We start from the raw sequence: 13,065 nt of genomic DNA on the forward strand, positions 1-13,065 counted from the left end.
GACAGCCAGCATGCTTACACTGGCTTGTTCAACGTGATGATCACCGGTTCGACAATTGGCTTGCCGCCACTGGTGTCGACCGCGCCGCCAATAATCGCCATATTGTCGTCAAACGTGATCTTGTTGGTGCAAACCTGACTCAGCAGCGACGTCGCCACAGCCAGAGAGTCGGCGTTTGCAAATGCCTTGGACGGAGGATGGCATTCCGTGCCTTCCTCCGATACAGGCAGACAACCCATGGCGATATTCAGCAACGGCGTTATATCGAGTCGCTGCCCCTCGTTACTTTCGAACTCTGCATCAGTGACATAGCCGACATCATCGGTTTGAGCGCTTGCATGGAACAGTTCATGAATCAGGTCATCGGCCACCACATCATGGTTGAAGCCCAGACCTGTGAAGTGACTGTTGAGATTTTTGGTATGGATTTCAACAAATGCAATATTTGATCCGCTACTGGACCCAGAACTTTTCCAGCGTTTGTAATTGTCCACGTCCAATGCGGCGAGCGTGGCGTCTTCCTTAAACCCATCGAGCACAATGTTACTCATCGAAAAACCGGCAAAGTCGAAGCGGATCAAGCGCAGATAGTTCACCAGGCGATCGGTGGCTACCGCTGAGGTGTCACCAAATAATGTCTTCATCACCAGGCTGCAATCTTTTTTGAAGTCATGTTGCTGGATTACATTGATGGCGTTATCTATTTTCGCTCGAGCGCGCGGCAGACTCTGCTCGACGAACTTGCGCGTGTAGCTCTCTGGCAGGGTTTTAGGGGAATAAGGCAACTGCACAGGCGCTCGATACGAAAAACCGTCCAGCGGCTTGCCCCAAAGGTCGCCGCGACGATTCAAGGCATACCATTTGCCATCTCTGCGCGCAGCCAGTACCGAAACGCTGTCGCTCGCGACACCACATGGCCGCCAGCTGCCAACTCCCACTTGCGTACCGGCGCTTTCGATCAGATCAAAGGAATGTCGGCGACCGCTGATCGTGTGAAGCTGCCTGTTCGCTCTCGTGATAATCTCATGCGTATTTTTATTGAATCGCAGCAGGCCTTTATGAACGAGCTTCCCACCGCTCTGCAGGCCCGAAGGCACACCGTCGAACGGATTGAAAAGGGAAATCGCCGAGGTAAAGGCCAACCTGGTGAAACGCGCCGCTTTTGACGTGTTGGAAATGGCCTTGGCTGAAATGCTCACCACTTTCGAAGCGGCTCCCGCCACCGTTCCCACCAGGCCAATGCCATCCATCAAACAACCGTAGATCCCGTCTACTACCTTGTCATGTTCGCCGGATGCAATGTCCTCAATACATTTTTTGAACGGCACCACCAGGTCGATGAAATAAGTGAGCAGTCGCTCACCCTCCTGTCGGGAAAGCTCAAGTGGCGTCGGTATGCGCACCAACTCTCTGAGTTCATGGGCATGCAGGAACGGACGGTGATCGACGATGAACCTGGCAATGCGCGCAACGTTCGGATCGTTGAAGCGCTGGTATAAACCCTGCCTGGGATTTGCAGAGGTATGGGGCTTGGGCAACTTACCAAAGTTATCGAGGATTGCCTGGCTGGTAGTGGTCGCAGGGTCCGGTGCCGCCGCATGGGTATAGCATTTCAAATTGAGTGGCAGTTCTTGCGGGTCAGTCAGCGTCACTTGAGTAGTCAGATCTGCCGGCCAACTCATTCGCGAACGCTGTTCGAGTTTTCGCTCGCGAATGATCCAATTACCCAGCGCGTCGTTTTTGCGGAATTCTCCACGCGAGGTGAACAGCTCATAGCAAATGAAGGCGTTGTCGTGAGAAGCGAACATCACCAAGCCAAAACGTCCGGTCGCAGCGTCTCTGGTTTGCTGGGTTTCTCTATCTTGCTCTATCTCCAAAGGGCCAGGCCCACGACGTTTAACGGTATAGATCGCTGATCCGCGCACCGTCAGAAAGTTTATCTGTGCATTCATGAATACATTCAGATCCGGTTCGGGCATCTGCGCCAACGCCAGTTTCACGGTGGACAACATGGCGCTGTTGAGTTCCGTCCGATACACCGCTAACTGACGATCCATCTCCTCGTCACAGGAAGTGAGCTTCAATAATTGTGGGTAGCGCGTGTACAGGCTGATACCCGAGGGGTTGTAATTGATGGCCGGTTTGGGGATCCCGTTTGTCACCAGACGCACAGTGCGCCTGTCCCACTTGCCAGTGACCAGATCGCCCGATTGATGCAGGTCGACCATGGACATGACTTGCTGCCCTCCCAGCTCGGAGAGGGCATTTTCGTCCAGGGTGTCACAGCCCGGTGCCGCGACTTTCAATGCCGCGCGGGCAATGGCTGCTCTGGAGGGTAATGGGGTCGAGAATGCACGGGCTATCTGGGCGAGTTGCTCCGAGTATTGTTCGAACGCATCGATCGCACGTCGAGTGGTGGCTTCCTCAGCTTGTTCAAGTTCAGTGCCTGTCACTACCTGGTTAAGCAGTGCCCAATCGACGATCGGGTCGATCACAGCCAGATCCCGTAAATGTTTTTGTGCTGCGCTGACCGGTTCGAGATCGGCGTAAGCCATGATCTGCGAATAGCTCAATACTCGCGACGCACCCGTTTTCACCGCCTCCACCAGTGCAACGGCACGACTGAGGTTGAGCCATGCAATCGATCCCAGGGTGACAGAGGACGGTGTATCACTGACCAGAAACTCCGGAGCCGTGCGCGCCAGGAGCAAGTGCGCAGCCAGGGGAGCCACCTGTCGATCTACCCATCCCTTGGCCGAAAGAAAATCGGCGAGTAGCTCACGTATTACCGATGGATGACGATCCATATCGTCCGGTGAATACAGAACAAATCCGCCAATGTTCCTGCGCTGATGGCTGTGGCCTATCGAGGGATCCAGATCAAGCAATATGGCGGTAGTCAAGAACTGCCGGAGAACGGCATCGGAGACAGGCAGTTGTTCGTTCTCGCCCACCCAGCCAAGTTCTTGCAGATACTTCCTGGCAGCAATCTGGGAGACGGGATAACTGACGTACTCGACAATGCGCTGAGCAGCGTTTTCATGGGAGACCTTGGCGCGTCCGGTGACGTTATAAAAAGCGGTCAGTAACTTGCTTTTCGTCATGACTTTGGCTTTGGCCCGGCGAATGGCCGAAAACTGTTCATCTGACAACGTTACCAGTGTCTGGCCTTCAGTTTGAAAATGTTCCCAGTAGTCTGCGGGTTCGTCTACTTGAGGATCAAACTTGAACAACGCAATGAGGTTGCTGACCTGCGCCTTGTTTTTCGGCACGTCGATTTCATGAAACTCAAACCACTGGTCAAGCGTAATAGCGAGATCGGTCCATATATAACCGCCTGCCGCCCGAGCCACATCTGAAATCAGCTTTATTTCTGAACGTACTTCCTCAGTGAATTCAAAGTGCCCTGCTGCAACCAGATCCACCCAACCTCTTTTTCCGACGTAGACTTCCATCTTGCCGTCGGCCGTAACGCGTAACAGACCGTCATGATCGCGAGCGTCCTCCCGAATAAGTGCCCCAAATACCGCACCTAACTCCTCTAGCTTGTTAAGCATGAGCATGCCGGGATTGTAAATCTGGAACAGCGACGAACCATCCTGCAATTCAACTTCATGCGCAAACCAGTCGATGATTTGATCATCGGAATACTTGTCCAGCGCAATTTCCAACTGTTCCAGGACAACGCGACGTTCATCGGCATCAGCCTTGGATGTTTTGTTCCACGCGGCAAGCGTAACGGCCGATGGCCGGAAGAACTTGTTCTTTTTAACGGTATCCAATTTACAACCTCATCAAGTTAAGAGCTTATTCGCTCAGCCGGACGAAGTTGTACTTAAACGAAAAAACAACGTCTAGTTTAAAACCATTAAATTCCGTTACCAACCCCCTTCACAAACTTGCGCACGCAAAAAACTATTCCATCAAATCCCACTTCCCGGACACTGAGCCTTGAGCATCATCCGCACCATCTGAAAGTTTAATTCGCAACTTCAAATTATTAATCGAGTCAGCGTTCTTCAAGGCTTCCCGTTCATTGATCACGCCTTCCGACACCAACGCAAACAACGCTGCGTCAAATGTTTGCATGCCAAGTTCCGTGGACTTTTCCATGATGGGTTTGAGTTTGTCCAACTCGCCGCCCTGTATCAGATCGGCGACGGTAGACGTGCCGAGCAGCACTTCGACCGCTGCTCTTCGCTGCCCCGCCACTGTACGCACCAACCGTTGCGAGATGCAGGCTTTCAAATTATTGCCCAGCGCCTGCAACAGCTGCGGCTTACGCTCTTCGGCAAACATATTGATGATCCGGTCCAGCGCCTGATTGGCGTTGTTGGCGTGCAATGTGGACAGCACCAAATGACCCGTTTCCGCGAACGCCAGTGCATGCTCCATGGTGTCGCGATCGCGGATCTCGCCGATCAGCACCACATCCGGCGCCTGGCGCAGGGTGTTCTTGAGCGCAGCATGAAAGCTGCGGGTGTCGACACCGACCTCACGCTGGTTGATGATCGAACGTTGATGTCGATGGATATATTCAATCGGATCTTCGATAGTGACGATATGCCCGCTGCTATGACGATTGCGATGGTCGATCAGGGCTGCCAGCGAGGTGGATTTGCCGGAGTCAGTAGCGCCGACGAACAGGATCAGCCCCTGCTTGAGCATCACCGTGTCCAGTAACACCGGTGGCAGGTTGAGGTCTTCGAATCGCGGTATATCGAGCTTGACGTTGCGGATCACGATCGACACGTCGTTGCGCTGCTTGAAGATATTGACCCGGAACCGGCCGATGCCAGTGCGGGAAATCGCCAGGTTCATTTCCAAGTCCCGGTCGAACTCCCGGCGCTGCTCGGCGTCCATCAGGGAGGCAGCGACAGTCGCTACTTCGCCGGGTTTGAAGGGCTGATCGCTCAAGGGCGTCAGTACCCCGTCGAACCGTGCACTGGGCGGCGCGCCCGTGGACAGGAACAGATCCGAACCGTGGCGGCTCGCCAGTTGTTTGAGCAATGCGTCGATTTCCATGGCCAAAAGCACCTGCGAAGCTTTCAATGAACTTAAGACCGTGCGTCGTGACGCGACGGGCCTTACAGCGTCTACCGCACTAGGATAGTAGACGCCGCCTCACCGACCGATGCTCAGGATTGATGTGATGAACGCTGTACCGAACACCAACGACGCCCAGGCATTGATTGCCCGAACCGATTGGAGCCGCAGCCCGCTGGGCGCCTCCGGCACCTGGCCACAGAGCTTGCGCACCGCGGTGGACATCGTGATTCACTCGCCGATGCCGATGCTGCTGTTGTGGGGTCCGCAACTGACCCAGATCTACAACAACGGCTTTGCGCTGCTGGCCGGCAGCAAGCATCCGCACGCTTTCGGACAGCCGGCACACCAGATATGGCCGGAACTTCGAGACTTTACCGACCCGATTTACAGCGCAGTCCTACAAGGCCAGGTGCGAACCTACAGCGAACGTCGCTTCACCTTGCAACGGGACGGCAAGGATTCCGACTTCTGGCTGGATTTGACCTACAGCCCGATCCGCGATGAAAGCGCGCAAGTGGCTGGCATTCTGGTCACCGCCATCGAAACCAACGAACGCCGACGCATCGCCCTGGAACTGCAGCAACGTTCCGAAGACAGCCTCAAGGCCCAGCGTCAAAGCGAAGAGCGCCTGCAACTGGCGCTGGCGGCCACCGATGCGGTCGGCACCTGGGATTGGGACATCGGCGAAGACCGCTTCATCGCCGATGCGCATTTCGCCCAGTTGCACGGTGTCGATCCGGCCCTGGCCGGTCAGTTGCCGATCAGCGAGTACCTGCACGGCGTGCACCCCGAAGACCGCGCAATGATCGCCCGCAGTATCAAGCATTGCATTACCCACGGCACCGAATACGCCGAGGAATATCGCCTGCTGCAAGCCAATGGGGAACTGCGCTGGGTGTTCGCGCGCGGGCGCTGCTACAAGGATCATCATGGCCGGCCGATGCGTTTTCTCGGCGCCGCGCTGGACCTGACCGAACGCAAGCACACCGAACAGGCACTGCGGCAAAGCCAGACCGAGCTGCAACTGATCATCAACGCCATGCCGATCCTGATCAGCTATGTCGACCACGAACAACGCTTTCGCCTGAACAACGCCGCGTACCTCGACTGGTACGGGCTCACGCCACAGGAGCTGTACGGTCGCACGATCCGCGAAGTGATCGGCGAAGAGGCTTATTTCCTGCGGGCACCGTACATCGCTGAAGCCCTCGCCGGTCGGCCCTGCTCGTTCAGCCTGTACACGCCACACCGCGACGGCAGCCAGCGGCATGCCTTGATGAATTACCTGCCGCGCCACGGTGCGGACGGTGCGGTGAACGGTTTCTACATCTTCGTGATCGACGAGACCGAACGCAAAAAGACCGAAGAAGCCCTGCGCAACCTCAACGAAACCCTTGAGGAACGTGTGAGCGCGCGCACCGAGCAACTGGCCCAGGCCAACCAGCGTTTGCAGAACGAGATGTTCGAACGCGAACGCGCCGAAGACGCCCTGCGTCACGCACAGAAAATGGAAGCGGTCGGCCAGCTCACCGGCGGCATCGCCCACGACTTCAACAACATGCTGACCGGCATCATCGGCAGCCTCGACCTGATGCAGCGCTACATCGCCAATGGCCGCGCCGATGAGATCGGCCGTTTCACCGACGCGGCGGTGTCCTCGGCCAACCGCGCAGCCGCGCTGACTCACCGCCTGCTGGCGTTCTCCCGACGTCAGTCGCTGGATCGCAAGACCATCGACGTCAATGAACTGATCCACTCGCTGGAAGACCTGATCCGCCGCACCAAGGGTGATCCGATCGAGCTCAAGTTGCGCCTCGCCGACAATGTCTGGTCCGTCAGTACGGATGTCAGCCAACTGGAAAACGCCCTGCTCAACCTGGTGATCAACGCCCGCGACGCCATGCCCGACGGCGGCGAGCTGTTGATCGAAACCGCCAACGTCTACCTCGACGGCAACGACATCACCACCCTCGAACCGGTCAAGGCCGGCGACTACTTGATGCTCGCGGTGAGCGACAACGGCACCGGCATGACGCCTTCGGTGCGCTCCAAGGCGTTCGATCCGTTCTTTACGACCAAACCCATCGGGCAAGGCACCGGGCTCGGGTTATCGATGATTTATGGCTTTGCCCAGCAATCGGGTGGACACGTCAGCCTCGACAGCCTGCCTGGCCAGGGTACCTGCGTGCGGCTGTACTTGCCGCGCCTCCACGCGCCGGAACCTGAGCAGCCATTGGCGGAAACGGTCAGCGAGACACCCACCCCCGCGACCGGCGAAAACGTGGTGGTGGTCGAGGACGATCCGGCGGTGCGCATGCTGGTCATGGATCTGCTCAAGGAGCTGGGTTATCGCGCCCATGAGGCCGAAGACGCCAAGAGTGCCCTGCCGCTGCTGGAGTCGGACATGCGGATTGACCTGCTGGTGACCGACGTCGGCCTGCCGGGCATGAACGGCCGGCAAATGGCTGAGATCGCCCGCCAGCATCGTCCGGGGCTCAAAGTATTGTTCATGACCGGTTACGCGCAGAAAGCCGCCGAACGCCAGGGCTTTCTGGAAGATGGCATGGACATGGTCGCCAAGCCGTTTTCCATCGAACAGCTGGCCGGCAAGATCCGCACGATGATCAGCCAAAATCCGTGACTTGAGGCATAATCCGCGCCCCGCCGTCACCCCGCTACAGGTATTGCACGATGAAAGCCCAAGCCCGCCATATTCTGGTGAAGACCGCCGAAGAGGCTGAAAAACTCAAACAACGCATCGCCAATGGTGAAGCGTTCGATGTGCTGGCGAAGAAGTTTTCGACCTGTCCGTCCGGCAAGCGCGGCGGCGATCTGGGTGAAGTGCGGCCGGGGCAGATGGTCGGTGCGATCGATGCGGTGATCTTCAAAAAGCCGCTGCGCACGGTGCACGGGCCGATCAAGAGCAAATTCGGGTATCACCTGGTGCAGGTGTTTTACCGCGATTGATCCAGTGCCCTGAAGGCGCGGCTTTCGGCAGCGCCTTCAGGAATCGGCATCAATCCCTGGGGATCAGCGCCCCAGGCACTTGAATGACCTGACTGGCCAAACGATGTCCCGCCTCCGCCGCCTGCGCAGGACTTGCGCCCGACAAGCGACTCGCCAGATACGCCGCACTGAACGAATCCCCCGCCGCCGTGGTGTCCACCACCTTTTCGACCTTCTGCGCCGGAACTTCAAACGCTTCCCCGTCGCAACGGATCAGACAGGCTTCAGCGCCGCGCTTGAGCACCACTTCCGGCGTGCCAATCTGCGCGTACGCGTCAAACACCGCGTCACAGTCCTCGAAATGGAACAGCGCCTGCTCGTCGTCCACCGTCAGCAATGCCAGATCGACATGGGGCAACACGCTGCGATACGCCGTCCGCGCCTCCTCCACCGATGCCCACAAACGCGGCCGATAGTTGTTGTCGAAGACGATTCGCGTATCACGCTGACGGGCTTCGATCAAGGTTTGAATCAGCTTTTCCCGACCCTGTGCGCCGAGTACCGCCAGCGTGATACCGCTGAAATACAACACGTCATAATCCGGCAGCGCCGCCAGAATCGGCGCAGCCGCCGGCGTGGTGAAGCAGTCGCGAACGGCGGCTTCGTTGCGCCAGTAAAGGAAGCGGCGCTCCCCGGCAGCGTCGGTCTGGATGCAATACAGGCCCGGCAGGCGACCGGGCAAACGCTGAACCAGATCCAAGCCAATGTTTTCATCGGCCCAACTGCGGCACATCGCATCACTGAAGCTGTCGTCACCCAGCGCCGTGACGTAATCGACCTGCGCCTTGTCGCCCATGGCGCGGGACAGATACACCGCCGTGTTCAGCGTGTCCCCGCCAAAGCTCTGTTGCAGGCTGCCATCGGCACGTTGCTGGAGTTCGATCATGCATTCGCCGATCAGGGCGATGCGCGGGGTGTTCGGACCCAACGGACTGAGCGTGTTCATCAGAAACAGGTTTCCATGGTTTCGATCACCGACAGCTGCTCGTCCACCAGCAGCCCTACGCGCCACTTGTCGAAGGTCAGGCACGGGTGCGAAGTGCCAAAGGAAATGATGTCGCCGACGCGCAATTCCACGCCGGGCGCCACGGTCATGAACGCGTGCTGGTCCATCACTGCCGTCACCTTGCAGGCGCCGACATCGTCGCCCACCGCTGGCAGCACACCGGCCTTGTAACGCAGCAAGGGCACCGGCATCCCGGCATCGAACGCCACGTCACGCTTGCCCAGGGCAATCACGGCAAAGCCAGGCTCGGGCATCGACTGCACGTGGGCCCAGACTTCCAGCGCCGGACGCAGCCCTTCGTGCAGGTCACTGCGACGATCGAGCACGCAGCACTGCGCCTCTTTATAAATGCCATGGTCGTGGGCCACGTAACTGCCGGGACGCAACACGCTGAGGAAACGCCCGCCAGCGTTCTGCGCCTCGAACGATTCGGCGATCAGGTCGTACCAGGCCGAACCCGACGCGGTGATGATCGGCTTGGCGATAGCGAACGCGCCGCTGTCCTGCAACTGCACCGCCAGGCGCACCAGCGAAGCCGCGAATTCACGAATGCCGGTGACAGCGTGATCGCCATGGATCACGCCTTCGTAACCTTCGATGCCGGTCAGGGCCAGCGCCGGTTGTGCAGCAATGGCCTTGGCCAGTTCGATGACTTCCTGCTCGCTGCGGCAACCGCAACGGCCACCGACCACGCCGTACTCGATCATCACGTTCAGCCGCACGCCACGCGACGCGAAGTAAGCGCCCAGATCGGCGACGTTGTCCCGGTGGTCGACCATGCAATAGAAATCGAAGCCCGAATCGGCCGCCAACAGATCGGCAATCAACGCCATGTTCGGCGTACCGACCAATTGGTTGGCCATCAGCACCCGGCGCACGCCGTGGGCGTATGCGGCGCGGGTCTGGGTGGCGCTGGCCAGGGTGATGCCCCACGCGCCGGCGTCGAGCTGACGACGAAACAACGCCGGGGTCATGCTGGTCTTGCCGTGGGGCGCGAGTTCGGCGCCGCTGTCGCTGACGAATTTCTGCATCCAGCGGATGTTGTGCTCCAGCGCTTCGCGGTGCAGCACCAGCGCCGGCAGGCTGATGTCACGCACCAGTTGTGCGCCGATGGCGGCATCGCCCTTTTCCACGGCAGCAGTGTTGTTGGCAGTCGTCATGGTCGAACTCCTCACAGTCGCGCCCGCAGGCAGGCGCGGTTATTCGTTGATTCGCCGGGCGAGGCTGTTGGCGCTCTCGATCAAGACCCGGCGATAGTCGTTGTAATTGTTCTTGGCATCGGCGCGCGGCGCGACGATGCACAGGGTGCAGATGGCCACGCCATTCGGGTCTTTGACCGGGGCGGCGAAGCAGTGGGTGAAGGTGTCGGCGACACTGTCGAAGGAGAAGAAACCGTCGATGCCGGCCTGACGGATTTCCGCCAGAAACGTCTCCATCGGCAGGCGTTCGCCATCCGGCAGGATGAAGTCGTCGGGGTCGATCAAGTCGCTGATCTGCTGGTCACTCAAGTGCGCCAGCAGCAGGCGTCCCGAGGCGGTCCACGGGATTGGCGCGTTTTCGCCAATATCGGAAGAAATGCGGAAATGCCGCTCGCCCTCCTTCATCAGTGCCACCGTGTATTTGCGCCCGTTAAGCAGGCACATCTGCGCGGTTTCCCGGGTCTGGCTGACGATCTCCTGCAGCGCGTGATCGGCCTCGCGACTGAGGTCGAAATGCCGCAAATGCGCCTGCCCGAGGAAGTACAGCTGACGACCGAGATAGACGTGACCATCCTTGCCCACCGGCTCCAGGATCCGCCGCTCGAGCAATGACGCCACCAGTTCGTAGACCGTGGATTTCGGGCTGCCGATGCCGTTGGCGATGTCGTTGGGGCGCAGTGGCTGGCCGATTTCCTTGAGGAAATCGAGGATATCGAACGCCCGGTCCAGACCGCGTGCCCGGCGCTTGATGGTGTCTTCGGTCATTTCTGTGGTTCCCATTCAAAGTGCCGGGAGTTTATCGCGAAAGATCGTTCCCATGCTCCGCGTGGGAATGCAGCCAGGGACGCTCTGCGTCCTTTGGAACGCGGAGCGTTCCTTGAGGCATTCCCACGCAGAGCGTGGGAACGATCCGCGTGCTGATCAGGCCTTTTTCTTGTACGCAATGCAGTCGATCTCGACCTTGCAGTCGACCATCATGCTCGCCTGCACACAGGCCCGGGCCGGTGCGTGTTCGGGCTTGAAGTACTCGCCGAAGACCTTGTTGAAACTGGTGAAATCCCGCGGATCGTCCAGCCACACGCCGGCACGTACCACGTCTTCCAGGCCATAACCGGCCTCTTCGAGAATCGCGATCAGGTTTTTCATGGTCTGGTGCGTCTGCTCGACGATGCCGCCCACAATGATCTCGCCATCCACCGCCGGCACCTGCCCGGAAACATGCAGCCAGCCATCGGCTTCAACGGCGCGGGCGAATGGACGCGGCTGGCCGCCAGCGGCGGTGCTGCCGGTGCCGTAACGAGTAATGCTCATGGGTGTTTCTCCTGATTGAAAAAGTGAAAAGTCAGAACCGCGTGCTTTTGAGAAATTCCGCCAGCCGCGGCGATTGAGGACGCTCGAACAGTTCCTTGGGAGGCCCCTGCTCTTCGATGCGCCCCTGATTCATGAAAACGATCTTGTCCGATACCTCGAAGGCAAAACGCATTTCGTGGGTCACCAGCAACATGGTCATACCGTCCTCGGCCAGGCCTTTGATCACGTTCAGCACTTCGCCGACCAGTTCCGGATCGAGGGCCGAGGTGACTTCGTCGAACAGCATCAGGCTCGGGTTCATCGCAATCGCCCGGGCAATCGCCACGCGCTGCTGCTGACCGCCGGACAACTGGCCGGGAAAGTGATTGCGCCGTTCCAGCAGACCGACCCGCTCCAGCCATTTTTCGGCCAGGGCCACGGCTTCGTCCTTGTGCATCTTTTTGACTTTGAGCAGGCCGAGCGTGACGTTCTGCAACGCGGTCAGGTGCGGGAACAGGTTGAATTGCTGAAACGCCATGCCGGTCATCGCCCGATGACGGGCAATGACTTTTTCCGGGTGGCGCACGCGTTTGCCGTTGAGTTCGTCATAGCCGATGGATTCGCCGTCGAGCAGGATCTGCCCGCCCTGGAATTCCTCAAGCATGTTCACGCAGCGCAACAGCGTGGTCTTGCCCGAGCCACTGGAGCCGATCAGCGTCACCACGTTGCCGCGCTGCATGCTCAGGTCGACGCCCTTGAGCACTTCGACCGCGCCGTATTGTTTGTGCAGGCCACGGATGTCCAGCAGGGGCTGACCGTTCTGGACGTTGGAAACTTGAGCTTGAGTCATGGCAGGGCCACCCGCTTTTCAATGTGCCGGCCGAGTAATTCGATGCCGTAGTTGATGACGAAGAACAGAAAACCGGCGAACAGGTAAAACTCCAGAGTCATGAACGTCCGGGCGATGATCTGCTGAGTGCTGAGCAACAGCTCGGCCACGCCGATCACCGACAGCAAGGTCGAGGCCTTGACGATTTCCGTGGACGAGTTGACCCAGGTCGGCAGGATCTGCCGCAGCGCCTGAGGCAACAGCACGTAGCCGAGGGATTGATAGAACGTCAGGCCGATGGCCTTGCCGGCTTCCATCTGCCCGCGTGGCAACGCCTGCAACGCACCGCGCACGATCTCGGCTACGTGGGAGCCGCAAAACAGCGTCAGCCCGAGGGCGCCGGCCTGAAATGCACTGATCTGCCAACCAAGCGCCGGCGCCATATAGAAGCAGGCCAGCACCAGCACGAACACCGGGGTACCGCGAATCAGGTCGACATAAAAGCGGAACGGCGCGCGCATCCAGAACTTGCCGTAAGTCAGCACCAGCCCGGCAAACACACCGATGACCGTGCCGAACAGAATCGCCAGCGCCGACACCTGCACGCTGGTCAGAAAGCCTTGCCACAAGGCTTCACGGGCAATCCACAACTCATGCAACCAATTGGGGGATTGGTACATCGCAGC

The 13,065-nt window shown here is 58.8% G+C and carries 10 protein-coding genes; 2 read left to right on the forward strand and 8 right to left on the reverse strand.

Annotated features, from left to right (window positions below; genetic code table 11):
• Window positions 1-14 precede the first annotated feature (14 nt).
• Together BMZ46_RS19555 and BMZ46_RS19560 are read right to left on the reverse strand one after the other, a co-directional pair.
• A complete protein-coding gene (locus BMZ46_RS19555; RefSeq protein ID WP_074690372.1) occupies window positions 15-3,782 on the reverse strand; it encodes a hypothetical protein in 3,768 nt (1,255 codons plus the stop codon).
• Between the two features lie 133 nt (window positions 3,783-3,915).
• Complete coding sequence (locus BMZ46_RS19560) at window positions 3,916-5,025, reverse strand: PilT/PilU family type 4a pilus ATPase (RefSeq protein ID WP_039768786.1); 1,110 nt, start codon at window positions 5,023-5,025, stop codon at window positions 3,916-3,918.
• Between the two features lie 127 nt (window positions 5,026-5,152).
• On the opposite strand from BMZ46_RS19560, the gene BMZ46_RS19565 reads away from it, so the two are divergent.
• A complete protein-coding gene (locus BMZ46_RS19565; protein ID WP_074690370.1) occupies window positions 5,153-7,690 on the forward strand; it encodes a PAS domain-containing hybrid sensor histidine kinase/response regulator in 2,538 nt (845 codons plus the stop codon).
• Between the two features lie 50 nt (window positions 7,691-7,740).
• Window positions 7,741-8,016: a peptidylprolyl isomerase gene (locus BMZ46_RS19570; RefSeq protein WP_007952044.1), complete on the forward strand. Its 276-nt coding sequence runs from the start codon at window positions 7,741-7,743 to the stop codon at window positions 8,014-8,016.
• A gap of 49 nt (window positions 8,017-8,065) precedes the next feature.
• Here BMZ46_RS19570 and BMZ46_RS19575 read toward each other — a convergent pair whose 3' ends face one another.
• From BMZ46_RS19575 to BMZ46_RS19600, 6 genes are all read right to left on the reverse strand, one after another.
• Window positions 8,066-9,001 (reverse strand): sugar kinase, encoded by a 936-nt coding sequence (locus BMZ46_RS19575; RefSeq protein WP_074690368.1) that lies wholly within the window; start codon window positions 8,999-9,001, stop codon window positions 8,066-8,068.
• Complete coding sequence (locus tag BMZ46_RS19580) at window positions 9,001-10,221, reverse strand: amino acid deaminase (RefSeq protein ID WP_074690366.1); 1,221 nt, start codon at window positions 10,219-10,221, stop codon at window positions 9,001-9,003. The genes BMZ46_RS19575 and BMZ46_RS19580 overlap by 1 nt, the downstream gene beginning before the upstream one ends.
• Before the next feature lie 39 nt (window positions 10,222-10,260).
• Complete coding sequence (locus BMZ46_RS19585) at window positions 10,261-11,025, reverse strand: IclR family transcriptional regulator (protein ID WP_039768792.1); 765 nt, start codon at window positions 11,023-11,025, stop codon at window positions 10,261-10,263.
• A 156-nt stretch (window positions 11,026-11,181) separates the two neighbouring features.
• Entirely contained in the window at window positions 11,182-11,571 is a 390-nt protein-coding gene (locus tag BMZ46_RS19590; protein WP_039768794.1) for a RidA family protein, read from the reverse strand.
• A 31-nt stretch (window positions 11,572-11,602) separates the two neighbouring features.
• Window positions 11,603-12,400, reverse strand: coding sequence for an amino acid ABC transporter ATP-binding protein (locus tag BMZ46_RS19595; protein WP_011334480.1), 798 nt, complete (start codon window positions 12,398-12,400; stop codon window positions 11,603-11,605).
• Window positions 12,397-13,059: an amino acid ABC transporter permease gene (locus BMZ46_RS19600; RefSeq protein ID WP_074690364.1), complete on the reverse strand. Its 663-nt coding sequence runs from the start codon at window positions 13,057-13,059 to the stop codon at window positions 12,397-12,399. Before BMZ46_RS19600 ends, BMZ46_RS19595 begins: the two co-directional genes overlap by 4 nt.
• Window positions 13,060-13,065: the final 6 nt, after the last annotated feature.

This window comes from Pseudomonas sp. NFIX49 (genome assembly GCF_900115915.1).
GTDB lineage: Bacteria > Pseudomonadota > Gammaproteobacteria > Pseudomonadales > Pseudomonadaceae > Aquipseudomonas > Aquipseudomonas pharyngis.

Coding starts and splice junctions, on each gene's coding strand:
- BMZ46_RS19565 (WP_074690370.1), top strand. CDS start 5,153: ATGAACGCTGTACCGAACACCAACGACGCCCAGGCATTGATTGCCCGA.
- BMZ46_RS19590 (WP_039768794.1), bottom strand. CDS start 11,571: ATGAGCATTACTCGTTACGGCACCGGCAGCACCGCCGCTGGCGGCCAG.
- BMZ46_RS19585 (WP_039768792.1), bottom strand. CDS start 11,025: ATGACCGAAGACACCATCAAGCGCCGGGCACGCGGTCTGGACCGGGCG.
- BMZ46_RS19570 (WP_007952044.1), top strand. CDS start 7,741: ATGAAAGCCCAAGCCCGCCATATTCTGGTGAAGACCGCCGAAGAGGCT.
- BMZ46_RS19560 (WP_039768786.1), bottom strand. CDS start 5,025: ATGGAAATCGACGCATTGCTCAAACAACTGGCGAGCCGCCACGGTTCG.
- BMZ46_RS19595 (WP_011334480.1), bottom strand. CDS start 12,400: ATGACTCAAGCTCAAGTTTCCAACGTCCAGAACGGTCAGCCCCTGCTG.
- BMZ46_RS19580 (WP_074690366.1), bottom strand. CDS start 10,221: ATGACGACTGCCAACAACACTGCTGCCGTGGAAAAGGGCGATGCCGCC.
- BMZ46_RS19575 (WP_074690368.1), bottom strand. CDS start 9,001: ATGAACACGCTCAGTCCGTTGGGTCCGAACACCCCGCGCATCGCCCTG.
- BMZ46_RS19600 (WP_074690364.1), bottom strand. CDS start 13,059: ATGTACCAATCCCCCAATTGGTTGCATGAGTTGTGGATTGCCCGTGAA.